The sequence below is a fragment of the Streptomyces racemochromogenes genome, assembly GCF_044129415.1.
GTDB classification, from domain to species: domain Bacteria; phylum Actinomycetota; class Actinomycetes; order Streptomycetales; family Streptomycetaceae; genus Streptomyces; species Streptomyces racemochromogenes_A.
Genome location: NZ_JBBDHD010000018.1, coordinates 1 through 25,505, shown reverse-complemented (window position 1 = coordinate 25,505; position 25,505 = coordinate 1). Strand labels below are relative to the sequence as shown.

The window sequence follows — 25,505 nt, the reverse complement described above, 5'->3', positions numbered from 1 at the left end:
TCATCGTAGGGAAAGAGGACGGGGGCGTTGGGACAGGTGTCCCAACGCCCCCACGGAAGAGTGACTCCTCCCGCGATGCCGGCGACCGCGGCTACCGCTACGCGTCCCCGCCCGCCGCGCCCGGGTCGGCGGCCGCGACGTCCAGCAGCTGGTACCGGTCGATGGCCTGCTTCAGCGCCGAGCGGTCGATCTTCCCCTCGCGGGCCAGCTCGGTGAGCGTCGCCAGGACCACCGACTGGGCGTCGATGTGGAAGAAGCGCCGCGCCGCACCGCGCGTGTCGGCGAAGCCGAAACCGTCCGCGCCCAGCGAGGTGTAGGTACCCGGCACCCAGCGCGCGATCTGGTCCGGCACCGCCCGCATCCAGTCCGAGACGGCCACGAACGGCCCCTCGGCACCCGACAGCTTCCGGGTCACGTACGGGACGCGCTGCTCCTCCTCCGGGTGGAGCAGGTTGTGCTCCTCCACCGCGACGGCCTCGCGGCGCAGCTCGTTCCAGGAGGTCGCCGACCAGACGTCCGCCCGGACGTTCCACTCCTCGGCCAGGATCCGCTGCGCCTCCAGCGCCCACGGCACCGCCACGCCCGAGGCCATCAGCTGCGCGCCGACGGCGCCCGAGGTGCCCTGCGAGATGCGGTGGATGCCCTTGAGGATGCCCTCGACGTCCACGTCGGCCGGCTCGGCCGGGTGCTGGATCGGCTCGTTGTAGACCGTCAGGTAGTAGAAGACGTCCTCGCCGGGCTCGTTCGTCTCGGTCGGGCCGTACATCCGCCGCAGGCCGTCCTGGACGATGTGCGCGATCTCGTAACCGTAGGCCGGGTCGTACGCCACGCAGCCCGGGTTGGTCGACGCCAGCAGCTGGGAGTGACCGTCGGCGTGCTGGAGGCCCTCACCCGTCAGGGTGGTCCGGCCGGCGGTCGCGCCCAGGACGAAGCCGCGCGCCAGCTGGTCGGCCATCTGCCAGAACTGGTCACCCGTGCGCTGGAAACCGAACATCGAGTAGAAGACGTAGACCGGGATCAGCGGCTCGCCGTGCGTCGCGTACGCCGAACCGGCGGCGATCAGCGAGGCCGTGCAGCCGGCCTCCGAGATGCCGTCGTGCAGCATCTGGCCGGTCGGGGACTCCTTGTACGCCAGGAGCAGGTCGCGGTCGACCGCCTCGTACTGCTGGCCCAGCGGGTTGTAGATCTTGGCGCTCGGGAAGAAGGCGTCCATGCCGAAGGTGCGGTACTCGTCGGGCGCGATCAGCACGAAGCGCTTGCCGATCTCCTTGTCCCGCATCAGGTCCTTCAGGATGCGGACGAAGGCCATCGTGGTGGCGATCGACTGGTGGCCCGAGCCCTTCTTGGCCGCCGCGTACGCCTTGTCGTCCGGCAGGGCCAGGGGCTTGGCGCGCACCACGCGGGTGGGGACGTAGCCGCCCAGGGAGCTGCGCTGGTCGTGCATGTACTGGATCTCGGGCGAGTTGCGGCCCGGGTGGTAGTACGGCGGCGCGCCGTTCTCCAGCTGCGCGTCGGTGATCGGGATGTGCAGGCGGTCGCGGAAGCGCTTGAGGTCGTCGACCGTCAGCTTCTTCATCTGGTGCGTGGCGTTGCGGCCCTCGAAGTTCGGGCCGAGGGTCCAGCCCTTGACCGTCTGCGCCAGGATCACCGTCGGCTGGCCCTTGTGGGCCTTGGCCGCCGCGTAGGCGGCGTAGACCTTCTTGTGGTCGTGGCCGCCGCGGCCCAGGTGCTGGATCTGCCGGTCGGTCATGTTCTCGACCATCGCGCGCAGCCGCTGGTCCCCGCCGAAGAAGTGCTCGCGGATGTACGCGCCCGACTCGGTGGCGTACGTCTGGAACTGCCCGTCGGGGGTGGAGTTCATCTTGTTGACCAGGATGCCGTCGCGGTCCTGGGCCAGCAGCGGGTCCCAGGAGCGGTCCCAGATCAGCTTGATGACGTTCCAGCCGGCGCCGCGGAAGATCGACTCCAGCTCCTGGATGATCTTGCCGTTGCCGCGCACCGGGCCGTCGAGCCGCTGGAGGTTGCAGTTGACGACGAAGGTCAGGTTGTCCAGGCCCTCGCGGGCGGCGAGCGAAAGCTGTCCGAGCGACTCCGGCTCGTCCATCTCGCCGTCGCCGAGATACGCCCAAACGTGGGACTTGGAGGTGTCGGCGATCCCGCGCGCCTCCATGTACCGGTTCATCCGGGCCTGGTAGATCGCGCCGAGCGGGCCGAGGCCCATCGAGACGGTCGGGAACTCCCAGAAGTCCGGCATCAGCCGCGGGTGCGGGTAGCTCGACAGGCCGTACGGGGCCTTCGACTTCTCCTGGCGGAACGCGTCGAGCTGCTGCTCGGTGAGCCGGTCGAGGAGGTAGGCGCGGGCGTAGATGCCGGGGGAGGCGTGACCCTGGAAGAAGATCTGGTCGCCGCCGTCGCCCTCGTCCTTGCCGCGGAAGAAGTGGTTGAAGCCCACGTCGTAGAGGGAGGCGGAGGAGGCGAAGGTCGCGATGTGGCCGCCGACGCCGATCCCGGGGCGCTGGGCGCGCGAGACCATCACGGCCGCGTTCCAGCGGGTGGCGTTCAGGACCTTGCGCTCGATCTCCTCGTTGCCGGGGAAGAAGGGCTCGTCCTTGGTGGCGATGGTGTTGACGTAGTCCGTCGAGCGCATCTCGGGGACGGCCACGCGCCTCTCGCGGGCCCGCTCGATCAGTCGCAGCATCAGATAGCGGGCGCGCTCGCGGCCCCGCTCGTCGACGGCGGCGTCCAGGGAGTCGAGCCACTCCCTGGTCTCCTCCGGGTCGAAGTCCGGGACCTGGCTCGGCAGGCCGCCAATGATGATCGGATTGCGATCGGATGCGGAAGCCACGCTGTTCCTTCGCTGTCAGGGGAGTCGTGCCTTGGGTCGCCGCCTCCCATGGTCTTACGCCCGGCCGAAATCTTCACCTCTACCACTGGGTAACACCTGGAGCGGGGGAGGAGCGCCGGGCGGGCCGTGCCGGTCCTGCGCGCGGCGGGGCCAAATCGCAACCTTACGCCCAGGGCGATCACCGGGTTCGTAAGGCCGTTCGTCCCTCAAACAGGTAGGAAAGTCCTCATGCGATGCCGAATGAGCTGGAATGGTGTGGGATGAATCACCGGTGGTCCACCCGGGACGCCTGAAACGTACGGCAAAGTTGCGGCGAGACGGCCGCAATCGTCACCGTTTCGACGGTCTCGGCGGCCGGGTACTTGCGCGATCCGCCGCGCCCGTGTGGACTACGCCCAATGCTGCGCGTACGCGCGCCGCCGAAAGACATTCACCGAACATGAGCAGGAGGCACCCCGTGAGCGCGACCGCGGACCACGCGGAGAGCCTGGCCGCCCGGCTGGGTTTCCAGTCCGAACAGGTGGTCCAGGAGATCGGCTACGACGAGGACGTCGATCAGGAATTCCGTGAAACCGTCGAGGACCTCGTCAGTGAGCTCGCCGACGAGGACTACGACGACGTCGCCGACGCGGTGCTGCTGTGGTTCCGCGACGAGGACGGCGATCTGACGGACGCCCTGGTCGATGCGACCGAGCTGGTCGAGGACGGCGCACTGATCCTGCTGCTGACCCCCAAGACGGGCCGTGACGGCTACGTCGAGGCCAGCGACATCAGCGAGGCCGCGGAGACCGCGGGCCTCTCGCTGGCCAAGGGCCTGCCCGTCGGCAAGGAGTGGACGTCCACCAAGCTGGTGACGCCGAAGGCCGCCAAGTCCAAGAAGTAAGCCGCGCCCCGCAGCCGAGCGGAACGCACACCCCGCCGACCCGGTCCGCACCGGGGCCGGCGGGGTGTGCGCGTTCCGGGCCGCTCCGGCCCCGCCGCGGCCCGGTCCGCGGCGGGCGGCCTTAGGGTGGGTCTCACCCGAACGGCCCCGTGCGGGACCGCAGGAACGAAGGGATGCGAGAGATGGCGATCGAGGTCGGAACCAAGGCCCCGGACTTCGAGCTCAAGGACAACCACGGTGCCACCGTGCGGCTCTCCGACTTCCGGGGGGAGAAGGCCGTCGTGCTGCTCTTCTACCCGTTCGCCTTCACCGGCGTGTGCACCGGCGAGCTCTGCGAGCTGCGCGACCAGCTGCCCCGCTTCCAGAACGACGACGTCCAGCTGCTGGCCGTCTCCAACGACTCCGTGCCGACCCTGCGCGTCTTCGCCGACCAGGAGGGCCTGGAGTACCCGCTGCTGTCCGACTTCTGGCCGCACGGCGAGACCTCCCGCGCCTACGGCGTCTTCGACGAGGAGAAGGGCTGCGCGGTCCGCGGCACCTTCGTCATCGACAAGGACGGCGTCGTGCGCTGGAGCGTCGTCAACGGGCTGCCGGACGCGCGTGACCTGAACGAGTACATCAAGGCCCTCGACAGCCTCTGAGAACTCCCGGACGGGTTCCGGACGAAAACCGCCTTGTGGGCGGGAACCCGTCACTAGGATCGAAACGTTGATCCGGTAGCAACGCACGCGGGGCACCGCCCCACACACATACCAATGGAGGACTCGTGGGAGTCAGCCTCAGCAAGGGCGGCAACGTCTCGCTGACCAAGGCCGCGCCCAACCTGACGGCGGTCATCGTCGGTCTGGGCTGGGACGCCCGCACCACCACCGGTGTCGACTTCGACCTCGACGCCAGCGCGATCCTGACCAACGACCAGGGCAAGGTCGCCACCGACTCGAACTTCGTGTTCTTCAACAACCTGAAGAGCCCGGACGGCTCGGTCGAGCACACCGGTGACAACCTGACCGGCGAGGGCGAGGGCGACGACGAGGCGATCAAGGTCAACCTCGCCGGCGTCCCGGCCGACGTGGCCAAGATCGTCTTCCCGGTCTCCATCTACGAGGCCGAGAGCCGCCAGCAGAGCTTCGGCCAGGTCCGCAACGCCTACATCCGCGTGGTGAACCAGGCCGACAACAGCGAGCTCGCCCGCTACGACCTCTCCGAGGACGCCTCCACCGAGACCGCCATGGTCTTCGGCGAGCTCTACCGCAACGGCGCCGAGTGGAAGTTCCGCGCCATCGGCCAGGGCTACGCCTCGGGTCTGCGCGGCATCGCGCAGGACTTCGGCGTCAACGTCTGAGCCGTCTGAGCCGCCCGGGCCCTGCGAGCCCGGGAAAGTTCGTCCGTCCGGCGCCGTGCACCTCTGTGTACGGCGCCGGACCGGCTTTGCCACCATGGAGGCGGGTGGCCGGGCCACCATCACCACGTCGTTCGGGGAGGACCACATCATGGGCGTCACACTCGCCAAGGGGGGCAACGTCTCCCTGTCCAAGCAGGCACCGAACCTCACCCGGGTTCTGATCGGGCTCGGATGGGACGCGCGGTCGACCACGGGGGCCGACTTCGACCTCGACGCCAGCGCGCTGCTCTGCCGCGACGGCCGGGTGCTGGGCGACCAGTACTTCGTGTTCTACAACAACCTGAAGAGCCCCGAGGGCTCCGTCGAACACACCGGCGACAACCTCACCGGCGAGGGCGAGGGCGACGACGAGTCGATCATCGTTGACCTCACCAAGGTCCCGGCCCAGGTCGACAAGATCGTCTTCCCGGTCTCCATCCACGAGGCGGACAGCCGCCGGCAGAGCTTCGGCCAGGTCAGCAACGCCTTCATCCGCGTGGTGAACATGGCCGACGACCAGGAGCTGGCCCGCTACGACCTGACCGAGGACGCGTCCAGCGAAACGGCCATGATCTTCGGCGAGGTCTACCGGTACGGCGGCGAGTGGAAGTTCCGTGCGGTGGGCCAGGGGTACGCGTCGGGGCTGCGGGGCATCGCTCTAGACTTCGGGGTCAACGTTTCGTAAAGCCGTACAAGACGATGGGGTGCCAGTGGTTCTCAAAACCTTCGGCTGGTCGTTCGCAGTCACTGCGCTCGGTCTGGCCGCAGCGGTGTTCTACGGGGGGTGGACCGCTTTTGGGATCGTGGCGATCCTGTCGATCCTCGAAATCTCGCTGTCCTTCGACAACGCGGTGGTCAACGCCGGAATCCTGAAGAAGATGAATGCCTTCTGGCAGAAGATCTTCCTCACGGTCGGCGTGCTCATCGCCGTGTTCGGCATGCGCCTGGTCTTCCCCGTCGTGATCGTCGCGATCAGTGCCAAGATCGGCCCGCTCGACGCGGTCGACCTCGCGATGAACGACAAGGAGATGTACCAGCAGCTGGTCACGGACGCCCACCCGTCCATCGCCGCCTTCGGCGGCATGTTCCTGCTGATGATCTTCCTCGACTTCATCTTCGAGGACCGCGACATCAAGTGGCTCGCCTGGCTGGAGCGCCCGCTCGCCAAGCTCGGCAAGATCGACATGCTGTCCGCGTGCATCGCGCTGATCGTCCTGGTCATCACCTCGATGACCTTCGCCACCCAGGCCCACCAGCACGGCGGTGCCCACGTGGACAAGACGCAGACCGTCCTGGTCTCCGGCATCCTCGGCCTGATCACCTACATGGTCGTCGGCGGTCTCTCCGGCTACTTCGAGAACAGGCTGGAGGAAGAGGAGGAGGCCGAGCACGAGGCGGAGGAAGCGGCCAGGAAGAGCGGCAAGTCCGTCCCGGCCGTCGTCATGGCGGGCAAGGCCGCGTTCTTCATGTTCCTCTACCTTGAGGTCCTCGACGCCTCCTTCTCCTTCGACGGGGTCATCGGCGCCTTCGCCATCACCAACGACATCGTGCTGATGGCGCTCGGCCTCGGCATCGGCGCCATGTACGTCCGCTCGCTGACGGTCTACCTGGTCCGCCAGGGCACCCTCGACGACTACGTCTACCTGGAGCACGGCGCCCACTACGCCATCGGCGCCCTCGCCGTGATCCTGCTCGTCACCATCCAGTACGAGATCAACGAGGTCATCACCGGCCTCGTCGGCGTCGTGCTGATCGCCTGGTCCTTCTGGTCCTCCGTACGCCGCAACAAGCGGCTGGAGGCCGAGGGCGGCGACGGCGAGCCCGCGGAGGCCGTCGCCGGGGTGTGACCCGGCCCCGATTGCGGAACGCTCCTTGAGGAGCCGTCTCTTCTTCGGCGGGGCGGCCGCGCGGATCCCACGGGACCGCGTGGCCGCCCCGCGGCATATCCGCGGCCCGGCCGCGCACGGACCGACCAGGGGGGTTGGGGTACATGGGGTTCTTCGACGGGTTCTTCGACGGGATCAGGGGCGCCCGCGCGATGCGGTTCGACTCGGGCAACGCCTCGTCGAACGCCATCGAGCTGACGAAACGGCAGCCGACGGTCTCGCTCACCAAACAGCAGGCCGTCCACGGCAACCTCCGGGTGAACCTCTCCTGGCGGATGCGCACCTCGGACATCGGCGGCGGCTCCGGCCAGAGCGGACAGCTCTTCCGCCACCCGTTCAAGCTGTTCAAGCCCGACATGGTGCAGGCCCACACCCAGGGCATGGTCAACGTCGACCTCGACATGGGCTGTCTGTACGAGCTGACGGACGGCACCCGCGGCGCCGTACAGCCGCTGGGCAACCTGCTCGGCGACCTCAACGACCCGCCGTACGTGAAGCTCAGCGGGGACGACCGGTTCGGCTCGCCGTCCGGGGAGACCCTGTACGTCAACCTCGACCACGCCGACGACATCAAGCGGCTGCTGGTCTTCGTCTACATCTACGACCAGACCCCGGCCTTCGACCGCACGCACGCCCTGGTCACCCTCTACCCGACCGCGGGCCCGCGCATCGAGATCCCCCTGGAGGAACGCCACCCGCAGGCCCGGTCGTGCGCGGTCGTCTCCCTGCAGAACGTCAAGGGAGAGCTGATCGTCCGCCGCGAGGTGAAGTTCGTGTACGGGTTCCAGGCCGAGCTCGACCGGCTGTACGGGTGGGGGCTCCAGTGGGGGCGGGGCTACAAGACGAAGGCCTGAGCCCCGCCCGGGGCGTTCGTGAAGCTCAGCGGCGGATGAACTGCGGGCCCTGCACCGGCAGCCGGAACGACGGGTCCCCGCCCGGAGCCGGCACGGGCACCGGAGAGACCTGCTGCGGGTAGCCGTAGGCCGGCTGGACCGGAGGCGGGGCCTGGGTGACGGGGGCGGGGACCGGCGGGCGCATGGCGGCGGTGCGGTCGTCGGCGGGGCCGCCGGGCCCGGCGGCGGGGGCGGCGGGGGCGCCCTCCGCGGCCTCGGCGGCGTTCTCGTCGACGGAGATCCCGTGGTCCGTCGCCAGACCCACCAGACCGTCGGAGTAGCCCTCGCCCAGGGCCCGGAACTTCCACCCCTCGCCCCGGCGGTACAGCTCGCCGCACATCAGCGCGGTCTCGGCGCCCGTCTCCGGCCGCACGTCGAAGTGGGCCAGCGGCTCCGGCGCGGCGCCCGGGGAGGCGTCGTACAGCTGGATGCGCAGGTCGTGGACCCGCTGGAAGGGCACGTCCTCGGCGGAGGCCACCACCAGGATCCGGTCCACGACCGGCGGCACGGCCCGCAGGTCCGCCTGCACCGCGTCGGTGACCCCGTCGCCGACCTGCTTCTTGCCCAGGCGCCAGACGGACCCGGAGGGGTGCCGGGGCTGGTTGTAGAACACGAAGTCCTCGTCCGAGCGCACGCGCCCGTCCGCCCCCACGAGCAGCGCGGAGGCGTCCACGTCCGGCACCTCGGGCCCGGTGGTCCAGCGCAGCACCGCCCGGACCGCCGTGGCGGCCACCGGGATGTTCGAGCCCTTCTGCATCGCGTGCGTCATGCCCGTCATCCTGCCCTCCCGGGCGGGGGCGGGACAATGCGGCCCCCCGTACACCCTTGTCCCCGACCGGAGAGCTGGGCATGGTGCGAGAGGGTTACCGGAGCTTCATGTGCTTGGGGAACTCTTGACTCGCGTTCGTACGTACTATTACCGGCCACGCCAGTCGGGCCACCACGGCAGTACGGGGGAAGCACATGCGTCACTTCGGGCACATATCGCCCACCGTCCGTCAGGGCCTCTTCCACCAGGAGCCCGCGGACTTCACCCTGGCCTCCCCCGCCCGCACCCTCGCCGCCGCGCTCGGAGCCACCCTCTACAGCCCCGCCACCCGCCCGCGCCTGGCCGCCGACATCCGCAAGCAGGCCGGCCGCGGAGTCGTCTCGATGGTCCTCTGCCTGGAGGATTCCATCAGTGACGCCGACGTCGTGGACGGTGAGGAGAACCTCGTCCGGCAGTTCGCGCTGCTCGACGCCGAGCGCGACGCCGACCCCGCAGCCGGGGAGCTCCCGCTCCTCTTCGTCCGCGTGCGCACTCCCGAGCAGATACCCGACCTGGTGCGCCGCCTCGGCCGGTCCGCGCGGAATCTGGCCGGATTCGTACTTCCGAAATTCACGGAATCGCGTGGGTCGGCCTTCCTCGACGCCGTGGCCCACACCGAGGCCGTCAGCGGCCTGCCCCGGCTGTACGCCATGCCCGTCCTGGAGACGCCCGACCTCCTCCACCTCGAAACCCGGGTCGAGGCCCTCGCCGGCGTCTCGCGCACCGTGAACCGCCACCGCGAGCGGGTCCTTGCCCTGCGCCTGGGCGTCACCGACTTCTGCTCCGTCTACGGACTGCGCCGCACCCCCGACATGACCGCGTACGACGTCCGGATCGTGGCCGGCGTCATCGCCGACGTGGTCAACGTCCTCAGCCGTGCCGACGGCACCGGCTTCACCGTCACCGGCCCCGTCTGGGAGTACTTCCGCAGCCAGCAGCGCCTCTTCAAACCGCAGCTGCGCCGCAGCCCCTTCCTGGAGGAGGGCGTCGAGGAACTGCGCACCGCGCTGATCGAGCACGACCTGGACGGGCTGCTGCGCGAGGTCGAGCTCGACCGGGCCAACGGACTGCTCGGCAAGACCTGCATCCACCCCGCCCACGTCACCCCCGTGCACGCGCTGTCGGTCGTCTCCCACGAGGAGTTCAGCGACGCCCAGGACATCCTGCGGCCCGAGCGCGACGGCGGCGGAGTGATGCGTTCCGCCTACACGAACAAGATGAACGAGGTGAAGCCCCACCGGGCCTGGGCCGAGCGCACCATGCTGCGCGCCGAGGTCTTCGGTGTGGCGAAGGAGGAGGTCGGCTTCGTCGACCTCCTGACGGCCGGACTCCAGCTGTGAGCGGGCCGCGGCAGACGACGAGGACGGCGATGGACGGCACGACGACGGACACGGTGTGGCCCGGGACCTGGGTCGCGCGGCGGCTGGGCGTACGCCTGGAGGACCGGCCGGAGGACGGCCCGCAGCACGGCCCGCAGGGGTCCGGCGGCGGGCGGCGGCTGACGGAGCTGCTCGGCCTGGCTCTGCGGCGCAACCCCAAGCGCGCCCACCTGCTGGTCTCACAGGTGCTGGGCAAGCACGTCCCGCAGTCGCCCGCGACGGTGTACGCCGCCGGGTACGGGCTGGGCGAGCGGGTCCGGGAGCTGCTCGGCGACCGGGCGGCCTCCGCCGTGGTCCTCGGCTACGCCGAGACCGCCACCGGGCTCGGCCACTGCGTCGCCGACGGCCTGGGCGCGGCGCCGTACCTGCACTCCACGCGCCGCCCGGTGCCGGGCGTGCGGCCCGCGGGCGGGTTCGAGGAGGCGCACTCGCACGCCACCTCGCACCTGCTGCTGCCCGAGGACCCGGGGCTGCTGGCGGGGGACGGGCCGCTGGTCCTGGTCGACGACGAGTTCTCCACCGGCAACACCGTCCTGAACACCATCCGCGACCTGCACTCCCGCCACCCGCGCGGCCACTACGTGGTCGTCGCCCTGGTCGACATGCGCTCGGCCGCCGACCGGGACCGGCTCACGGCCTTCGCCGCCGAACTGGGCGCCCGCGTGGACCTGATCGCCCTGGCCTCGGGCACGGTCGCCCTGCCCGAGGGGGTCCTGGACAAGGGCCGGGCACTGGTGGAGGAGTACGAGCCCCGGGGCGCGGCCGGCGCCGGGGCGGCCCCGGCCACCGGGGGCGAGGCCGCTCCCGCCCGGAGCGCCGCCGCGGGGGCCCTTGCCGCGTCGGCCTCCGCCGACCCGGCCGCTGCCCCGGCCGGGTCCACCGTGCCCCGGGCCGCGTCCGGCCGGGAGGGCGCCGCGTACGCGCGCGTCGCCCTGAGGTGGCCCGCCGGAGTGCCCGACGGGGGGCGGCACGGGTTCACCCCCGGGCACCGTGAGGCACTGGAGTCCGCCCTGCCCGCTCTCGCCGGGCAGCTGGCGGCCGGGCTGGGCGAGCGGCCCGGCCGGGTCCTCGTCCTCGGCAACGAGGAGCTGATGTACGTACCGCTGCGCCTCGCCGCGGCCCTGGAGGAGCGCGGGGCCGCCGCCGAGGTGCGGTTCTCCTCGACCACCCGCTCGCCCGTCCTCGCCGTCGACGACCCCGGCTACGCCATCCGCACCCGCCTCGTCTTCCCCGCCCACGACACCCCGGCCGACGGCCCCGGTGACCGCTACGCCTACAACGTCGCCGGAGCCGGATTCGACGCCGTCGTGGCCGTCGTGGACTCCGCCGGGGACACCCCCGAGCTGCGCTCCGGCCTGCTCGCCGCCCTGGCCCCGCACACCGGCCGCGTCGTGCTGGCCGTCGTCCCCTCGTACACGCCGGCCGGACCCGGCGCCGGCGCCGCCGCGTCCGTTACGTCCCGCACGCCCCACCCCGACCGGCAGGAGCCGACCATGTCCGAGCCGCGCCTGCCGGAGCCCCTGCGCGGGCCCGCCTTCTCCTCGTACGCCCCCGAGGACGTCGGCTGGCTGCTCCAGGACCTCTCCGCCGTCGCGCTGGAGGCCCCGACCGAGGAGCGCGAGGAGGCCATCCAGGCCGGCGGCGCCCACTACGCCGAGTCCCTGCCCGTCGAGTACCAGCCCTCCGCGCGCTACCAGGAGCTCTACCAGGACGCCCTGGCCGCCTCGGCCGCCCGCGTCGCCCGCGCCGTCGGCACCGTCACCGAGACCGTCCTCGCCGAACGCTCCCCCTCCCCGGTGCTCGTCTCCCTGGCCCGTGCCGGAACCCCCGTCGGCGTGCTGATGCGCCGCTGGGCCGCCGCCCGGCACGGCCTGGACCTGCCGCACTACGCCGTCTCCATCGTGCGCGGCCGCGGCATCGACGCCAACGCCCTGCGCTGGCTCGCCGCCCACCACGACCCGGCCGACGTCGTGTTCGTCGACGGCTGGACCGGCAAGGGCGCCATCACCCGCGAGCTGCGCGAGGCCCTGTCCGCCTTCCCCGGCTTCAACCCGGAGATCGTCGTCCTCGCCGACCCCGGCGCCTGCGTGGAGACGTACGGCACCCGCGAGGACTTCCTGATCCCCTCCGCCTGCCTCAACTCGACCGTCTCCGGACTGGTCTCGCGCACCGTCCTGCGGTCCGACCTGGTCGGCCCGGACGACTTCCACGGCGCGAAGTTCTACCGCGAGCTGGCCGGGGCCGACGTCTCCACCGCCTTCGTGGACGCCGTGGCCGCCCGCTTCGACGAGGTCGCCGAGGCCGTCGACACCGAGGTCAAGGAGCTCCTCGCCGCCGACCGCAGCCCCACCTGGGTGGGCTGGGCGGCGGTCGAGCGCATCAGCGAGGAGTACGGCATCCACGACGTCAACCTGGTCAAGCCGGGCGTCGGCGAGACCACCCGCGTGCTGCTGCGCCGCGTACCGTGGAAGGTCCTCGCCCAGCGCGGCGCCGGCCCCGACCTGGACCACGTACGCCTGCTCGCGGGGCAGCGCGGCGTGCCCGTCGAGGAGGTCGACGACCTCCCGTACACCTGTGTAGGACTCATCCACCCCCGCTTCACGCGCGGCGCCACCGGCGCCGACGGAAAGGCAGTGGCCGCCCAGTGACCCGCCAAGGACACGTCCTCGTCGCCAGTGACCTCGACCGTACGCTCATCTACTCCACGGCCGCGCTCGGCCTGACCATGCCCGACCCGCAGGCCCCCCGGCTGCTGTGCGTCGAGGTGCACGAGGCCAAGCCGCTGTCCTTCATGACGGAGACGGCGGCGGCCCTGCTCGCCGCCCTGGCCGCCGACCCCGCGGTGGTCTTCGTCCCGACCACCACGCGGACCCGCAAGCAGTACCAGCGGATCCGCTTCCCCGGCCCCCCGGCCCCGTACGCGATCTGCGCCAACGGCGGACAGCTGCTGGTGGACGGGGTCCCCGACCGGGACTGGCGGCGCGCCGTGGCCCGGCGGCTCGCGGAGGAGTGCGCCCCGCTGGAGGATGTCCACCGGCACCTGCTCGCCGTCTCCGACCCGCAGTGGCTGCGCAAGACGCGGATCGCCGAGGACCTCTTCGCCTATTTGGTCGTCGAGCGGGCCCTGGTCCCCGACGAGTGGCTCAAGGCCCTCACCCGGTGGGCGGAGGAGCGCGGCTGGACCGTCTCCCTCCAGGGCCGCAAGATCTACGCCGTCCCGCGGCCGCTGACCAAGAGCGCCGCGATGCGCGAGGTGGCCCGCCGCACGGGCGCCGCCACCACCCTCGCCGCAGGCGACTCGCTCCTCGACGCCGACCTGCTGCTGGCGGCCGACCGGGCCTGGCGGCCGGGCCACGGCGAACTGGCCGACGCCGGCTGGACGGCACCCACGGTGACCGCCCTGCCCGAGGCCGGCGTACTCGCCGGTGAGGAGATCGTCCGTTCCTTCGGCCGGGCGGTTGCGACACTGACCGCATGACCAAGGGCAACAGCACCAAGATCACGGACGAGCTCTACCGCTACGTCCTCGCGCAGAACCCCCCGCTGGACGAGTTCCAGCGGGGGCTGGTCGCCACCACCTGGGAGAAGTTCCCGGAATCCGCCGGCATGCAGTCGGCGGAGGAGCAGGGCCCGCTGCTGGCCTTCCTGGTCCGGCTGACGGGCGCGAAGCACGTCGTCGAAGTCGGCACCTTCACCGGTTTCTCCGCCCTGTCGATGGCCCAGGCCCTGCCGGCCGACGGCCGCCTCATCGCCTGCGACGTGTCGCGGGAGTGGACCGCGTACGGTCGTGCGGCGTGGGAGGCGGCGGGCGTCGCCGACCGCATCGACCTGCGCATCGCCCCCGCCCTGGACACCCTGCGCGCCATGCCGGCGGAGCCGCACATCGACCTGGCCTACGTCGACGCGGACAAGGAGAACCAGATCCTCTACTGGGAGGAGCTCGTCCCCCGGCTGCGCCCGGGAGGCCTGATCGTCACGGACAACACGCTCTTCCACGGGACGGTGCTGGACGAGTCCCCCGACAGCAGGGGCGCCAGCGTCCGCGCGTTCAACGACCACGTCAGGGCGGACGCCCGCATGGACTCCGTCCTGCTGGCGATCTCGGACGGCCTCACCCTGTCGCGCAAGCGGTGACCCCGCCGCCCCGGCGGTTCAGCAGCAGCCGCCCCCGCCGCAGCAGCCCCCGCCGGACGGAGCGGGGGCACTGCTCGTCCCCCCGACGGCGACCGCGGACAGCAGCTTGACGGTGTCGGCGTGCCCGGCGGGGCAGTCGGCGGGCGCGGACGACTCGGCCATGGGACGGCTGACCTCAAAGGTGTCGTCGCAGGTCCGGCAGCGGTATTCGTAACGAGGCATGCGCACAGGCTACCGAGCCGCCGCCCCGCCCCGGGCCCGTTCCTCGCGGGCGGCCTGGTCGGGGTGGCGGGCGCGCCAGTACGGGTTGTCGTGCGGGAGGGCGCTGCCCACCCGGCCGTACATCCCGAACCACATCAGCATCACGCCGACGACGAAGCTGAACAGCACGTTCTGGATCCTGAAGGCCAGGAAGTTCAGTCCGGTGTCGAGCAGGGCCAGGTTCACGAACCCGCTGGCGATGAAGAGCAGCCCCAGCGCGATGTTGAGCGTGGAGGCGAAGGTCCCGCCGATCACCATCCCGACGATGAGCAGGGCGCCGATGCAGATCGACAGCAGGCTCAGCGCGCCGTTGGTGTTCAGGGCCAGCACGGTGTCGCCGCCGGTGTCGAAGAACCCGATCCGGTGGACCAGCCCCAGGACCCCGAACACGATCAGCAGCAGGCCCGTCAGCCCGGCGCCGACCCGGTAGACCTTGCTGAGCTTGTGGTCGGCGGGCAGGTGCTCGTCGAGCCGTGCGTTGACGGGGTGCAGCAGCCTCTCCGTCAGGCGGGGGCCCTGCCGTTCGGGGGGCGGCGGCCCGTAGGGCTCGTGGGGGACGTAGGGCGCGTAGTGCTCGTGCGGCTCGGTGCACCCGTAGGCCGCGTGCGGCACGTACGTCTCCGGGCGCGCGGGGGACTCGTGGCGCCCGCGAGGCCTGTGGAAAGTGTGGGCAGCCATGGCGCCCTCCTCGGTTCCGTTCCCGGCACCCTCCAGCATCCGCCCATGCCCCGCCCCGGACAACTGCGGCCCCCCGAGCCGGCCGGTCCCGCTCGCGGCTGTCCGGGCAGCTCCGGGTCCGGGAGCCGACCGGCCCCGCCCGCGGCCGCCCGGGCCACTGCGGATCCCCGGAATCGGGGCCGGGTCTGTCCGGGCAGCTCCGGATTCCGGCTCCGGCCCGAGCCGGCCGGGTCTCAGCCTCCGGCGCGGCGGCCCCGCATGTCCGACACGACCCGGCCCACCGCCGCCCGGACCTCCTCCATCTCCTGGAGGAAGTGCCAGTAGTCGGGGTGGCGCCCCTCCAGCCCCGCGAGCGCCCGTTCCATCCGGGCCACCGACTCGTCCAGGGGGCGGGCGTGCCGCGGATCGGGCACGCTGCGGCCCTCCATCGCCAGCCGCTGCGCGTCCCGGATCGCGAACCGCGTCCGCTGCACCTCCGCCTGCGGGTCCCGGGCCACCGCCTCCAGCCGCGACAGCCGGTCCTGCGCCGCCGACACCGCCTCGTCGGTGGCGTCCAGACCCGCCCGCACCGCCTCGACCAGCGCCGTCACATCGGCCCAGCGCTGCTCGTCCCGCGCCCGGCCGGCCTGCGCCAGCCGCTCCTCGGCCTGCGTGACGTCCCGTACGGCCTGGTCGGGGACGTGCTGCAGGTCCTGCCAGCAGGCCGCGCTGAACCGGCGGCGCAGCTCGCTGAGCACGGGGTCCACCCGGTCCGCCCGGTTGCGCAGCGCCTGCGCCCGGGTCCGCAGGCTCACCAGCCGCCGGTCGATCTCCGCCGCACGCTCCGGCAGCCGCTGCGCCTCGGCCCGTATCGCCTCGGCGTCCCGCAGGATCCGGTCGGCCCGCTGCACGGTCTCCTGCACCCCGTGCTGCGCCGCGCCCTGGTTCAGCTTCGTCAGCTCGGGGCCCAGCGCGGCCAGTCGCGCCGCCAGGTCGTCGGCCCGCATCCCCTTGGCCCGTACGGCGTCCAGCGCGTCGCTCGCGGCCAGCAGCGCAGCCTTCGCCCGCTCCCGGGCCGGCGCGACCCGGGCCAGCTGCGTCTCCGCCCTGTCCAGCAGCGGCTGCAGCCCCTGCGCGAACCGCTCCAGCTCCCCCTTGACCCGCACGAGCTCGTCCCGCGCCCGGGTCAGCTGCTGCCTGGCCTGTGCGGCGACGGAGCCCTCCAGGTCGACCCGGTCCAGGTCGTGCGCGTCGACGGCCTCGATATAGGTGTGGCTGACCTCGTCGATGCGCCGCCCGAGCGCGGCGAACCCCTCGGCGGCCTGCCGCGCGGCGGGCGAACCGTCGGCGGCGGCGATGGTCTCCAGCGAGATCCGCAGGTCCCGCTGGGCGGTGTCCAGCTCGTAGAACGCGGCCGCGGCGGCATCCTTCGCCGCCTGCGCGTCCGCCCGCCGACTCTCGTCCCGCCCACCGAACCACCGCCGGGATGCCGTCGTCACAGTCCCTCTCCCGTACCCCGTCCGCCAAGCCCGCGACCATTCTCCCCCACGGGCACGGGTTTGCGTGGGGGGTGCGCCCTCCATGTAGGCTGTCCACTCGTCCACGGGTGCGTAGCTCAGGGGTAGAGCGCTGCTCTTACAAAGCAGATGTCGGCGGTTCGAAACCGTCCGCGCCCACCAGTGCAGAGGCCCCCAACCGATCATGGTTGGGGGCCTTTGGCGTGTTTGGGAGACGGGAGGCGGGGTCCTCATGGCCGGTGGTCGGCGTCAGTGGATGCGGCGGGGGTGCACGGGTGCGGTGTGGGGAGGCGGTGTGGTGCTGCTGTTGGCGGCCTGTTCCGGTCCCTATCCGGTCGAGGTCGGAGCCGTCGATCGGCTGACGGGCGTGTGGTCGGACTGGACCGGGGCGACGGTCGAGTTCGGGGACGACGGCACGTTCACGGCCGAGGGCCTGGACAAGGCGGACGTCGTCGGGTGGGGGTGCTCCGGATTCGCCGCGCGGCAGCGGGGAACCTGGGCTCCCGCCGGCAGCCACGGGAGGGTCGCCTTCGACGGTGTGGACTGCGCGGACATGGAGCTGGCCTTCTACGGCTCCCCGGGTTCCTTCGTCTTCTGCTTCACCCGGGACGTGGCGTCCGGCGGGTGCGCCCACGAGTTCAGCCGGAGGAGGGCGGTGGCCACTCCGTCCCCTCGGGACGCGGGCAGCACGGGCGGGCCGGTTCGTCAAGCCACGGGGTCCCGGGGCGTGACCGGAGGGGGCGGCGCTGCGCCTACTGGAGGTCCGGTCGCGACGGAACGGCGGAGCGGCGGGAACGGAGAGGAGCAGCAGCCATGTCCCACCAGGCCCACACCCCGAGTGCCACCCCTGCCAAGCGGCGGATGTTCCGCTACATGATGGTCCTCACCGCGGCCGCCTTCATCGCCGGCGGTGTGGCGTCCCTGCCGGCGCATGCGCAGACCGTGCCGCGGGCCCCTGCCGTGAAGGGCCATGCGCTGCCCTGTCCGTCCGGTTACGTGTGGCGGGACGGCTACGACGGCGACGCCCTGTGCGTCACGCCGGCCGAGCGGGACCGGGTGCACGCGCAGAACCCGAACCGGCAGCCCGGCGGGGGTGTGTACGGGCCGGCCACCTGCAAGCCGGGTTACGTGTGGCGGGAGAAGTGGACGGGGGACACGCTGTGCGTGACGCCCGCCGAGCGGGCCCGCGCCAGGTGGCAGGGACAGCTGATCGACAACGGGCCGGAGCTCACCGGCATACCCGGGAGGTGATCCCCGTCTGCGAGCCCCCGGCCGGGAGCGGCCGGGGGCTTCGGGGGTGCGGGGTCAGGCGTTGGGGCGCTTTCCGTGGTTGGCCTTCTTCTTCTTGCGGGCGCGCTTCTTGTTCCCTCGCTTGGCCATCGGACGTCTCCCTCGATTCGCCTGTCATGCGGATGTTCCGGGCGTTCGCCAGTCTAGGCAGCGGGGCGGTTTCCCGCGCGGCGGCGCGGGGACCATCCCCCCGGGGGTGGGGCGCGTGGCCGGTGTCGGGGAGTGGGTCTGGCCCGTCGCGGCGTTCGGGCTGGGGGCCGGCTGGCTGGGGCTGGCGGCCTGGTGGCCGGGCCGGGACCGGTTCGAGCGGGAGCGGGACGCCGAGCGGGAGCGGCTGCTCGCGCGGATCGGCGAGCCGGAGCCCGAGGCGGGGGAGCCCCGGCTGGTGGACGCCTCCAGGGGGCGGGGGGAGGGCCGCGCGGAGCGGTACGACGGCTTCACGCCGGTCCTCGTCGAGTACTACGCCTACGGGCTGGCGCAGGCGCGCAGCAGCTTCGCCACCAGCCAGCGGTTCGCCGGGGTCGGGGCCGCCGTGCTGCTCTTCGGCATCGGGCTCGCGGTGTGGAAGGCCGAGAGCAGCGGGGAGGCCTACATCGGGGTGGTGACCAGTTCGGTCGGGGTGGTCGTCACCCTGGTCGGGCAGCTGTTCCACCGCAGGGCCGACGCCGCCCTGCGGCACATGGCCGCCCAGACCGCCTCCCTCCGCGAGGACCGGCGGGCCGCCGAGAGCATCCGGCAGGCGATCGCCCTGCTGGAGGACGTCTCCGACCCGGACCTGCGGGCGCGGCTGCAGGCCGGGATCATCATGCGGCTTTCCGGGGCACAGCTGCCGCCCGCGGGGTCATAGTGGAGGTATGTGCCGTTCCATCAAGACCCTGCGCCCGCCCGCCATCCCCGAGAAGGCCACCGAGGAGGAGATCCGCGCGGCCGCGCTCCAGTACGTACGGAAGGTGTCCGGCTTCCGGGCGCCAGCCGCCCACAACCGGGAGGTGTTCGACGCCGCGGTGGACGCCGTGGCCGAGGCGACGCGGCTGCTGCTGGACGGGGTGCAGGTACGGGGGCGGGCCGCTGCCGCGGTGTGAGGGTCAGCGGGCCTCCGCCGAGCGGCGGCGCAGCAGCCAGATGCCGGTGCCCAGCGCGCCGGCCGCGAGGGTGCCGCCGACGGCGATCTGGGCCCGGCTCATCGAGTCGACGCTGCCGCCGAGGCCGCCGCGGGCGGCGCCGGGGGAGACCTGGAGGGTGACGGAGACCCGGCGGCCGCCGCACTCGAAGGTGACGGGGTACGAGCCGGGCGCGGCGTCGCTGAAGACGGTGGCTGAGCCGAGGAGGTTGCTGGCGGTGGAGTTGCCCGGGGCCAGCGAGACGGCGTTGAACACCCGGGAGGACGCCCGTCCGGTCCGGGTGCTGCATCCGTCGACGTTGAGGCTGACGCGGCCGCCCGGTGCGACGGTGCCGGGGGAGACGGTGGCGGAAGGGGTCGCGCCGCCGGCCGGTACGGCGGAGGCGAGCGAGGCGGGTGCGGCGGCTGCGATGACCAGTGTCGCGGCGGCGACTCCGGTCAGACGATGCCGGATGCGCGTGGGGGGCATGGCGGAATCTCCTCGGGCTCCTCGGAACGGCGCGTCCGGGGCACGGATGTGACGCCGATTCGGTGGCGCGCCGTGTTCTGGACGCTAGAAGCCGGGGCGGCGGGCCGCGATTGCTGCCGGGTGAACGGGTGACCCGGTGGCCCAGCCGGCCCATCCTCCGGGGGGTTCCCGGCAGGGGTCAGGCCGTCGCCGCCGGGGTGTCCGGCGGGCGGCGCAGGAGGAAGGCGGCCAGGGAGCCGGCGGTGAACAGGGCGAGCAGGGAGATGGCCGTGCCGAGCCAGGCCGTGCCCAGCCACTGGGTGCCGAAGTAGCCCAGGGCCACGCTGTAGCTCGCCCAGCTCAGGCCCGCCAGGACCGACCAGGGCAGGAACTCCGCCACCGTGCGCCGCGTCTTGCCGGCGCCCAGCGAGACCACCGACCGGCCCGCCGGGGCGAAGCGGGCCAGCACCACCAGCGGGCCGCCGCCGCGGGCCAGGGCCGTACCGAGCCGTTCGTGGGCCCGCGTCAGACGGCGGGAGCGGGCGATGACCCGGTCCAGGCGGGGCCCGCTGTGCCGGGCCAGCCGGAAGGCCGCCATGTCGCCCAGCACCGAGGCCGAGGCGGCGACCGTCAGCAGCAGCGTCACGTCGGGCACCCGCGCGGTCGTCCCCCCGGCCGCGGCCGCGGCCGCGGCTGCGGCGCCGCTGATCACCAGCACCCCGCTCGGCAGCACCGGGAGGAACACGTCGAGCAGGACCGACACCGCCACCAGGACGTAGATCCACGGGCTCGCGGTCAGCGACCCCATCGTCTCGATCACAGCGGGACTCCCCAGTCCGGAACGCCGCGTGGTCGCGGGGAGGCGGCAGGGGCGGCTTGACAGCCATACAGCGTACGCCCGGCACCCCCGCGCCGGAGCCCCGACCTAGTCCGCTCCGGTGAGGCTGCGGTCCAGTACCGTCACCAGGCGGGCGCCGGGCCGGGACGAGCGGGCCTGGTCGAGCCGGAGGCGGGCCCCGCGCTCTTCCAGGGTCAGCGTCATCAGCTGGTTGCCGAACCACGGGCCGCCCGTACGCCGCCAGCTCAGCGGCGGCCGTCCCGTCCGGCCGTGCCGTGAGAAGCCGCGCCCCAGCCAGCGGCCCAGCCGTGACCAGCCCAGCCGGAAGCCCCATTTCACCAGGGGGTGGATGGAGTTGTGCACCGGCGAACAGGTCAGCTGGAAGACCCGCGCCGTACTGGGTATGAGCGGCTCCGCCACGTACGCGTGGTGGACGTCCCCGGACAGGACGGCGACGGTCGCCGGAGCCTTCGGGCCCGTCCCGACCTCCTCGATCAGGTCGCTCAGCGCGGCGAAGGAGGCCGGGAAGGCCGCCCAGTGCTCCAGGTCGGCGCGCCGCCGCAGGTCCTCCCCGATCCGGGCCCACCGCTTCCCGCGCTCCCCGCGGCAGAGGGCGGCGTTCCACACTTCCGCGTCGTGGATCAGCGGCGGCATCAGCCACGGCAGGGAGGAGCCGATCAGCAGATGGTCGTAACCGCCGTGCCCGGCCAGGGCGTTCTCCCGGAGCCACTGCTGCTCCGCCGGGTCGAGCATGGCGCGCCCGTCCTCGGCGAGCACCCGGGCGGCGCGGGTGTCGACCATCAGCAGCCGCGTCCGGCCGAAGTCCCGCCGGTAGCTCCAGCGCACCGAGGCGGGATCGGCGTCCGCGGCGGCGGCGAAGACGCGCAGGGCGTCCGTGCCGTCCGGGGTGGCCCGTACGGCCGCGTACAGCGGGTCCGCCGCGAGCTCGGCGGGGGAGAGGTTCCCCAGGTGCTGGTACACCCAGTACGACATCAGCCCGCTGAGGACCCGCTCCGGCCACCAGGGGGTGGCGCGCATCTCCGCCCGCCAGGATGCGCTGGTGTTCCAGTCGTCTATGACGTCGTGGTCGTCGAATATGTGAAGGCTGGGGACGGTCGACAGCAGCCAGCGGATCTCCGGGTCGCCCCAGGACTCGTCGTAGAGGCGGGTGTACTCCTCGTAGTCCGCGACCTGTGCGCCCGGGGCCTCGCGCAGGTCCCGCCGGGCCGCCAGCCACCGCCGGGTGTCCTTCGACAGATGGTCGGCGTAGACCTGGTCGCCGAGCAGCAGCACGAGGTCCGGCCGGGGCTGCGCGGGGTCGGCGGCCAGCCGTGCCGCGAGGGTGTCGAGGGCGTCGGCGCCGTGCGGCCCGCGGCGACCGGCCGGCGGGGCGGCCTGCCGGCAGGAGCCGAACGTGATGCGCAGGCCGGGCGCCGGACGGCCGGCCCCGCCCCCCACGGCCGGGGTGGCGATCGTGCTCGGCGGGAAGCGGCCGCCGGGCTCGGGCCAGACGGGGAGGCCGTCGAGCAGGACCTCGTACGCCGTGGCCGTCCCGGGCGTCAGGCCGGTGACGGGTATCAGGGCGTAGTGGTGGCCGGTGATCTGGAAGGTGCGGGCGGTGCCGCCGGATCCGTCGGCGCACCGGATCTCCGCCGTGCACGGGCGGTCCGCCTCGATCCATATCGTGGCGGAGCCGCCCGTGTCCCAGTCGACGTAGCGCAGCAGCGGTCCCAGTCGCAGTCCGGCCATCCGACTCCCCCTCCTCGACAGCCCTTTCGATCACGGTACGGGGCGCGGAGGGGGCCCGGCCTCCCCCTCGCGGGGGATAGCGGGGGTGAAATCCCCGGGGAGTGGCGGGGTGTCAGCAGCCGTTCAGGACGTTCACCAGGGCGGTCTTCTCCCCGGCGTCCATGCTCAGTCCCCAGTACTGCTTCACCTGCACCCACGAACGGGCGTACGTACAGCGGTAGGCGGTCCGCGGCGGCAGCCACTTGCCGGGGTCGAGGTCGCCCTTGGCCTGGTTGACGTTGTCGGTGACGGCTATGAGCTGGGGGCGGGTGAGGTCGTTGGCGAACTGCTGGCGCTTGGCGGTGGTCCAGGCGGCGGCACCCGACCGCCAGGCCTCGGCGAGCGGGACCATGTGGTCGATGTCGACGTCCGAGGCGGCGGTCCAGGTGGCGCCGTCGTACTCGGAGTACCAGCTGCCGCTGACGGCGGCGCAGGAGGAGTCGGTGACGACGTTCGCGCCGTCGCGCTTGAGGACCGTCTCACGGGTGTTGCAGGTGCCGGAGATGGTGATCCAGTGCGGGAACTGGGAGCGGCTGTAGCCGGTGAGGCTGCCCTCGGCCTCCGGCGCGACGGTGGCCAGGTAGGCGCGGGCCTCGGCGGCGCTGATCGGGGTGGGCGGGGAGGCCAGGGCGGCCGGGGCGTTCACGAGGGAGGTGAGGGCGGCGAGCGCGACGGCGGACGCGAGGACGCCCGCGCGCCCGGCGCGGCGGATGCGACGCGCGTAGACGGAGGGCGTGCGGAAGGGCGTGAGGGGCATGAGGGGCTCCCTGGAGCGGGGGGTTGACGGCCGTGCGGCCCCGGCGGGGCGCGGCCATGGTGTCGGCGCCGGATGTCGCGGCGATGGGCGCCAGGTGACAGATTGCCGACATGTGCACGTCACATCAAGAAGATCAATGCCCCGCGTTCAAGGGGAAGTTGAGATTCCGGCCGTGAGGGTGGGCGGTATGGGGCCAAGCTCACATTCCGGACGGGCGGGTGGGGCGGCCGCGGTCGCGTACCCTGGTGGAGCAGAAGGGGAGTAGCTCTTCGCCGGACCGTCGACATACTGCTGGGTCACCCCAGCCGGCGCCCGGAGGCGGACCGCGTCAGCGGACCGCCAGCGAGACCTTCGGCCGCAGTGTCCTGTCCATGTGACGCGACGCGCGTGGCGCAGCATGCCGATCCCGCATGCGCGCGGTGCGCGGCGTGTCGACGTTTCCCAGGGCGCCGCCGAGCCGAAGCGACCCCTGGCACTCCCCAGGTCTCTCGGTCCGATGGCGTCCTGCCCGACCGATCGAGGTTTCTCCCCGTGTTCAGCTTCACCGTGCTGGCGATCGCCTTCGGCGTCGTGTTCCTCGCCGAACTCCCCGACAAGACGGCCCTGGCCGGTCTGATGCTCGGCACCCGCTACCGGGCGTCCTACGTCTTCGCGGGCGTGGCCGCCGCCTTCGCCGTACACGTCGCGCTCGCCATCGCCGCGGGCAGCGTGCTCACGCTCCTGCCGCACCGGCTCGTCCAGGCCGTCGTGGGCCTGCTCTTCCTCGCGGGCGCGGCCATGCTGCTCCTGAAGAAGGGGGACGAGGAGGAAGAGGTCAAACCGCCCGCCGACCAGTCCTTCTGGAAGGTCTCCGGCGCCGGCTTCATGCTCATCCTGGTGGCCGAGTTCGGCGACCTGACGCAGATCATGACCGCCAACCTGGCGGCGCGCTACGACAACCCGCTCTCCGTCGGCCTCGGAGCCGTGCTGGCGCTCTGGGCGGTGGCGGGCATCGGCATCCTGGGCGGCCGCACCCTCATGAAGTACGTGCCGCTGCGGCTCATCACCAAGGTCGCGGCGTGCGTCATGGCGGCGCTCGCCGGGTTCTCCCTCTACGAGGCGATCACGGGCTGACGCGGAGCGGCGCCCCCGGCCCCCGGCGCGGCCCGCGCGCCGGGGAGGGGGTTGTCCGGGAGGGGTTATCCGGCCGGAGTGAGGGTGAGTCGGACCGAGCCGTCCCCGGCGGCGTCGACGCGCACCGCGGTGAGGTCGTGGACGTGGACGGTCGGGCCGTGGGCCGCGGCGCGCGGCCCTATCCCGACCACGCGCATGCCCGCCGCCAGGCCCGCCGCGATGCCGGCGCCGGAGTCCTCGAAGACCACGCAGTCGGCCGGGTCCACGCCGAGCGACGCGGCGCCCTTGAGGAAGCCCTCCGGGTCGGGCTTGCTGGCCCCGACCGACTCGGCGGTGACGCGCACGTCCGGCATCGGCAGGGCGGCGGCCGCCATGCGGACCCCGGCCAGGGCGGCGTCGGCGGAGGTGACCAGGGCGTGCGGCAGGCGGGCGATGGCCGCCATGAACTCCGGCGCGCTCGCGACGGGCACCACGCCGTCGGTGTCGGCCGTCTCACGGGCCAGCATCTCGGCGTTCTCCGCGTGGTTGAGCTCCATCGGGCGCTCCGGGAGCAGGATGGCCATGGTGGCGTAGCCCTGGCGGCCGTGGACCACCTTCAGGGCCTCCTGCGGGTCCAGCCCGTGCGACAGCGCCCACTCGCGCCAGCAGCGCTCGACCACCGCGTCCGAGTTGACGAGGGTGCCGTCCATGTCCAGGAGCAGCGCCCCGGCGTTGAGGACGACGTGGGCGGAAGCGGTGCTGGCCGACATCGGCGGGGCTCCAGACGGGGCGGGAGAAGAGAACAAGCGGTTCCGCCCACCGGTCAGGGGGTGCGGGCGGAACCACTTTGTTCCTACACGATACAAAACCCTGGGCGGTGTGCGCCACCGCCCGGCGCGTGAGCTATCCCTCCAGGGCGCGCCGGGTGGCCGGACCGTAGACGCCCCAGGGGTCCCCGTAGACCCCGGACTCCATCTGGAAGTCCGTCACGGCCCGCTCGACGGCGCGGCCGTAGCGGCCGTCGAAGCGGCCGTCGTACATCCCCTGGTCCGCGAGCAGCCGCTGGAGCTTGAGCACCTCGGGGCCCGAGTCCCCGGAGCGCAGGGTGGCGGCCTTGGAGGGCGGGGGCGGGGCGACGGACCTGGTCGCGCGGGGCGGGCTCGCGGACGGGCCCGGGGACGGGGGCGCCGACGTGCGGGAGGGGCTCGGGGACGCGGACGGCGACGCCGACCGGGACGCGCTCGCCGTAGCGGACCGCGAGGGCGACGGGGTGGCGCTCTCGGTGGGGCCGGCCGGCGACTGCGACGGGCTGCCCGGGGCCGCGCCGGTCACGGGCACCGACGGCCCGGGGTCCGCCAGCGTGGTGCCGTCCTTCCCGGAGTCCGTGAAGAGTCCCAGCGCGAGCGCCACCAGGCCGGCGGCCACCACCGCGCCGGCCGCGGCCAGCAGCGGGACGGCGCGCCGCCGCTTCGGCGCCGGGCGCCCCGCCGGTCTCCTATAAAAAAATACCACCCCACCACAACCGTTA

The 25,505-nt window shown here is 72.6% G+C and carries 27 protein-coding genes and 1 tRNA gene; 16 read left to right on the top strand and 12 right to left on the bottom strand.

Annotation, left to right across the window (positions count from 1 at the left end):
• Positions 1-97 precede the first annotated feature (97 nt).
• Complete coding sequence (aceE, locus tag WDV06_RS09850) at positions 98-2,845, bottom strand: pyruvate dehydrogenase (acetyl-transferring), homodimeric type (protein ID WP_395509258.1); 2,748 nt, start codon at positions 2,843-2,845, stop codon at positions 98-100.
• A 457-nt stretch (positions 2,846-3,302) separates the two neighbouring features.
• On the opposite strand from aceE, the gene WDV06_RS09845 reads away from it, so the two are divergent.
• From WDV06_RS09845 to WDV06_RS09820, 6 genes are all read left to right on the top strand, one after another.
• A complete protein-coding gene (locus WDV06_RS09845) occupies positions 3,303-3,728 on the top strand; it encodes a DUF3052 domain-containing protein (protein WP_395509257.1) in 426 nt (141 codons plus the stop codon).
• A 182-nt stretch (positions 3,729-3,910) separates the two neighbouring features.
• Positions 3,911-4,369: a peroxiredoxin gene (locus WDV06_RS09840; protein ID WP_045945771.1), complete on the top strand. Its 459-nt coding sequence runs from the start codon at positions 3,911-3,913 to the stop codon at positions 4,367-4,369.
• 125 nt (positions 4,370-4,494) lie between these two features.
• Positions 4,495-5,070 carry a TerD family protein gene (locus WDV06_RS09835; protein WP_042816748.1) on the top strand — a complete coding sequence of 192 codons (576 nt, stop codon included), beginning with the start codon at positions 4,495-4,497 and terminating at the stop codon, positions 5,068-5,070.
• 148 nt (positions 5,071-5,218) lie between these two features.
• A complete protein-coding gene (locus WDV06_RS09830) occupies positions 5,219-5,794 on the top strand; it encodes a TerD family protein (RefSeq protein WP_079431701.1) in 576 nt (191 codons plus the stop codon).
• Between the two features lie 25 nt (positions 5,795-5,819).
• A complete protein-coding gene (locus WDV06_RS09825) occupies positions 5,820-6,956 on the top strand; it encodes a DUF475 domain-containing protein (RefSeq protein ID WP_395509256.1) in 1,137 nt (378 codons plus the stop codon).
• A gap of 143 nt (positions 6,957-7,099) precedes the next feature.
• Positions 7,100-7,849: a TerD family protein gene (locus tag WDV06_RS09820; protein ID WP_395509255.1), complete on the top strand. Its 750-nt coding sequence runs from the start codon at positions 7,100-7,102 to the stop codon at positions 7,847-7,849.
• 25 nt (positions 7,850-7,874) lie between these two features.
• Here the strand turns inward: WDV06_RS09820 and WDV06_RS09815 are convergent, their stop codons facing one another.
• Entirely contained in the window at positions 7,875-8,657 is a 783-nt protein-coding gene (locus WDV06_RS09815) for a TerD family protein (protein ID WP_395509254.1), read from the bottom strand.
• Between the two features lie 194 nt (positions 8,658-8,851).
• On the opposite strand from WDV06_RS09815, the gene WDV06_RS09810 reads away from it, so the two are divergent.
• The 4 genes from WDV06_RS09810 to WDV06_RS09795 are packed head-to-tail and all read left to right on the top strand — an operon-like array spanning position 8,852 to position 14,209.
• Positions 8,852-10,036 carry an HpcH/HpaI aldolase/citrate lyase family protein gene (locus tag WDV06_RS09810; protein ID WP_395509253.1) on the top strand — a complete coding sequence of 395 codons (1,185 nt, stop codon included), beginning with the start codon at positions 8,852-8,854 and terminating at the stop codon, positions 10,034-10,036.
• A 29-nt stretch (positions 10,037-10,065) separates the two neighbouring features.
• Positions 10,066-12,723 carry a phosphoribosyltransferase gene (locus WDV06_RS09805; RefSeq protein ID WP_395509252.1) on the top strand — a complete coding sequence of 886 codons (2,658 nt, stop codon included), beginning with the start codon at positions 10,066-10,068 and terminating at the stop codon, positions 12,721-12,723.
• Positions 12,720-13,553: an HAD family hydrolase gene (locus WDV06_RS09800; protein ID WP_395509251.1), complete on the top strand. Its 834-nt coding sequence runs from the start codon at positions 12,720-12,722 to the stop codon at positions 13,551-13,553. Before WDV06_RS09805 ends, WDV06_RS09800 begins: the two co-directional genes overlap by 4 nt.
• The gene (locus WDV06_RS09795) at positions 13,550-14,209 is read left to right on the top strand and encodes an O-methyltransferase (protein ID WP_395509250.1); all 660 of its coding nucleotides are present in this window, start codon (positions 13,550-13,552) and stop codon (positions 14,207-14,209) included. The genes WDV06_RS09800 and WDV06_RS09795 overlap by 4 nt, the downstream gene beginning before the upstream one ends.
• An 18-nt stretch (positions 14,210-14,227) precedes the next feature.
• Here the strand turns inward: WDV06_RS09795 and WDV06_RS09790 are convergent, their stop codons facing one another.
• The 3 genes from WDV06_RS09790 to WDV06_RS09780 form a co-directional block, all read right to left on the bottom strand.
• Positions 14,228-14,431: an FmdB family zinc ribbon protein gene (locus WDV06_RS09790; protein ID WP_045950330.1), complete on the bottom strand. Its 204-nt coding sequence runs from the start codon at positions 14,429-14,431 to the stop codon at positions 14,228-14,230.
• A gap of 9 nt (positions 14,432-14,440) precedes the next feature.
• A complete protein-coding gene (locus WDV06_RS09785; RefSeq protein WP_395509249.1) occupies positions 14,441-15,148 on the bottom strand; it encodes a DUF4383 domain-containing protein in 708 nt (235 codons plus the stop codon).
• Between the two features lie 233 nt (positions 15,149-15,381).
• Complete coding sequence (locus WDV06_RS09780; protein WP_395509248.1) at positions 15,382-16,626, bottom strand: coiled-coil domain-containing protein; 1,245 nt, start codon at positions 16,624-16,626, stop codon at positions 15,382-15,384.
• Between the two features lie 105 nt (positions 16,627-16,731).
• Here WDV06_RS09780 and WDV06_RS09775 point away from each other — a divergent pair.
• Positions 16,732-16,806: transfer RNA gene (locus WDV06_RS09775), tRNA-Val, on the top strand.
• Between the two features lie 651 nt (positions 16,807-17,457).
• A complete protein-coding gene (locus WDV06_RS09770) occupies positions 17,458-17,895 on the top strand; it encodes a hypothetical protein (protein ID WP_395509247.1) in 438 nt (145 codons plus the stop codon).
• A gap of 54 nt (positions 17,896-17,949) precedes the next feature.
• On the opposite strand, the gene WDV06_RS09765 is transcribed toward WDV06_RS09770, so the two are convergent.
• Positions 17,950-18,024 (bottom strand): 50S ribosomal protein bL37, encoded by a 75-nt coding sequence (locus WDV06_RS09765; protein ID WP_099895366.1) that lies wholly within the window; start codon positions 18,022-18,024, stop codon positions 17,950-17,952.
• A gap of 115 nt (positions 18,025-18,139) precedes the next feature.
• Here WDV06_RS09765 and WDV06_RS09760 point away from each other — a divergent pair, with 115 nt between their 5' ends.
• Entirely contained in the window at positions 18,140-18,781 is a 642-nt protein-coding gene (locus WDV06_RS09760; protein ID WP_395509246.1) for a TRADD-N-associated membrane domain-containing protein, read from the top strand.
• 7 nt (positions 18,782-18,788) lie between these two features.
• On the top strand, positions 18,789-19,016 hold the full coding sequence (locus tag WDV06_RS09755) for a DUF2277 domain-containing protein (protein WP_045948918.1): 228 nt from the start codon (positions 18,789-18,791) through the stop codon (positions 19,014-19,016).
• A gap of 3 nt (positions 19,017-19,019) precedes the next feature.
• On the opposite strand, the gene WDV06_RS09750 is transcribed toward WDV06_RS09755, so the two are convergent.
• The 4 genes from WDV06_RS09750 to WDV06_RS09735 all read right to left on the bottom strand — a co-directional run bounded on the left by WDV06_RS09750 (position 19,020) and on the right by WDV06_RS09735 (position 22,885).
• Positions 19,020-19,523 carry a hypothetical protein gene (locus WDV06_RS09750; protein ID WP_395509245.1) on the bottom strand — a complete coding sequence of 168 codons (504 nt, stop codon included), beginning with the start codon at positions 19,521-19,523 and terminating at the stop codon, positions 19,020-19,022.
• Between the two features lie 178 nt (positions 19,524-19,701).
• Positions 19,702-20,322 carry a DedA family protein gene (locus tag WDV06_RS09745; protein WP_395509244.1) on the bottom strand — a complete coding sequence of 207 codons (621 nt, stop codon included), beginning with the start codon at positions 20,320-20,322 and terminating at the stop codon, positions 19,702-19,704.
• 105 nt (positions 20,323-20,427) lie between these two features.
• Positions 20,428-22,089: an alkaline phosphatase D family protein gene (locus WDV06_RS09740; RefSeq protein ID WP_395509243.1), complete on the bottom strand. Its 1,662-nt coding sequence runs from the start codon at positions 22,087-22,089 to the stop codon at positions 20,428-20,430.
• 112 nt (positions 22,090-22,201) lie between these two features.
• The gene (locus WDV06_RS09735; protein ID WP_395509242.1) at positions 22,202-22,885 is read right to left on the bottom strand and encodes a GmrSD restriction endonuclease domain-containing protein; all 684 of its coding nucleotides are present in this window, start codon (positions 22,883-22,885) and stop codon (positions 22,202-22,204) included.
• 531 nt (positions 22,886-23,416) lie between these two features.
• Between WDV06_RS09735 and WDV06_RS09730 the strand changes: the two genes are divergently transcribed.
• Positions 23,417-23,998: a TMEM165/GDT1 family protein gene (locus WDV06_RS09730; RefSeq protein WP_395509241.1), complete on the top strand. Its 582-nt coding sequence runs from the start codon at positions 23,417-23,419 to the stop codon at positions 23,996-23,998.
• Positions 23,999-24,063: 65 nt separating this feature from the next.
• Here the strand turns inward: WDV06_RS09730 and WDV06_RS09725 are convergent, their stop codons facing one another.
• Positions 24,064-24,747, bottom strand: a complete 684-nt coding sequence (locus WDV06_RS09725) for an HAD-IA family hydrolase (RefSeq protein WP_395509240.1) — start codon at positions 24,745-24,747, stop codon at positions 24,064-24,066.
• A 133-nt stretch (positions 24,748-24,880) separates the two neighbouring features.
• On the bottom strand, positions 24,881-25,054 hold the full coding sequence (locus WDV06_RS09720) for a peptidoglycan-binding domain-containing protein (protein WP_395509239.1): 174 nt from the start codon (positions 25,052-25,054) through the stop codon (positions 24,881-24,883).
• Here WDV06_RS09720 and WDV06_RS09715 point away from each other — a divergent pair.
• Positions 25,047-25,478 carry a hypothetical protein gene (locus tag WDV06_RS09715; protein ID WP_395509238.1) on the top strand — a complete coding sequence of 144 codons (432 nt, stop codon included), beginning with the start codon at positions 25,047-25,049 and terminating at the stop codon, positions 25,476-25,478. The two genes, WDV06_RS09720 and WDV06_RS09715, sit on opposite strands and share 8 nt — an antisense overlap.
• Positions 25,479-25,505 lie beyond the last annotated feature (27 nt).

Coding starts and splice junctions, on each gene's coding strand:
- WDV06_RS09840 (WP_045945771.1), top strand. CDS start 3,911: ATGGCGATCGAGGTCGGAACCAAGGCCCCGGACTTCGAGCTCAAGGAC.
- WDV06_RS09830 (WP_079431701.1), top strand. CDS start 5,219: ATGGGCGTCACACTCGCCAAGGGGGGCAACGTCTCCCTGTCCAAGCAG.
- WDV06_RS09820 (WP_395509255.1), top strand. CDS start 7,100: ATGGGGTTCTTCGACGGGTTCTTCGACGGGATCAGGGGCGCCCGCGCG.
- WDV06_RS09815 (WP_395509254.1), bottom strand. CDS start 8,657: ATGACGCACGCGATGCAGAAGGGCTCGAACATCCCGGTGGCCGCCACG.
- WDV06_RS09810 (WP_395509253.1), top strand. CDS start 8,852: ATGCGTCACTTCGGGCACATATCGCCCACCGTCCGTCAGGGCCTCTTC.
- WDV06_RS09805 (WP_395509252.1), top strand. CDS start 10,066: ATGGACGGCACGACGACGGACACGGTGTGGCCCGGGACCTGGGTCGCG.
- WDV06_RS09795 (WP_395509250.1), top strand. CDS start 13,550: ATGACCAAGGGCAACAGCACCAAGATCACGGACGAGCTCTACCGCTAC.
- WDV06_RS09790 (WP_045950330.1), bottom strand. CDS start 14,431: ATGCCTCGTTACGAATACCGCTGCCGGACCTGCGACGACACCTTTGAG.
- WDV06_RS09785 (WP_395509249.1), bottom strand. CDS start 15,148: ATGGCTGCCCACACTTTCCACAGGCCTCGCGGGCGCCACGAGTCCCCC.
- WDV06_RS09770 (WP_395509247.1), top strand. CDS start 17,458: ATGTCCCACCAGGCCCACACCCCGAGTGCCACCCCTGCCAAGCGGCGG.
- WDV06_RS09755 (WP_045948918.1), top strand. CDS start 18,789: ATGTGCCGTTCCATCAAGACCCTGCGCCCGCCCGCCATCCCCGAGAAG.
- WDV06_RS09750 (WP_395509245.1), bottom strand. CDS start 19,523: ATGCCCCCCACGCGCATCCGGCATCGTCTGACCGGAGTCGCCGCCGCG.
- WDV06_RS09740 (WP_395509243.1), bottom strand. CDS start 22,089: ATGGCCGGACTGCGACTGGGACCGCTGCTGCGCTACGTCGACTGGGAC.
- WDV06_RS09735 (WP_395509242.1), bottom strand. CDS start 22,885: ATGCCCCTCACGCCCTTCCGCACGCCCTCCGTCTACGCGCGTCGCATC.
- WDV06_RS09725 (WP_395509240.1), bottom strand. CDS start 24,747: ATGTCGGCCAGCACCGCTTCCGCCCACGTCGTCCTCAACGCCGGGGCG.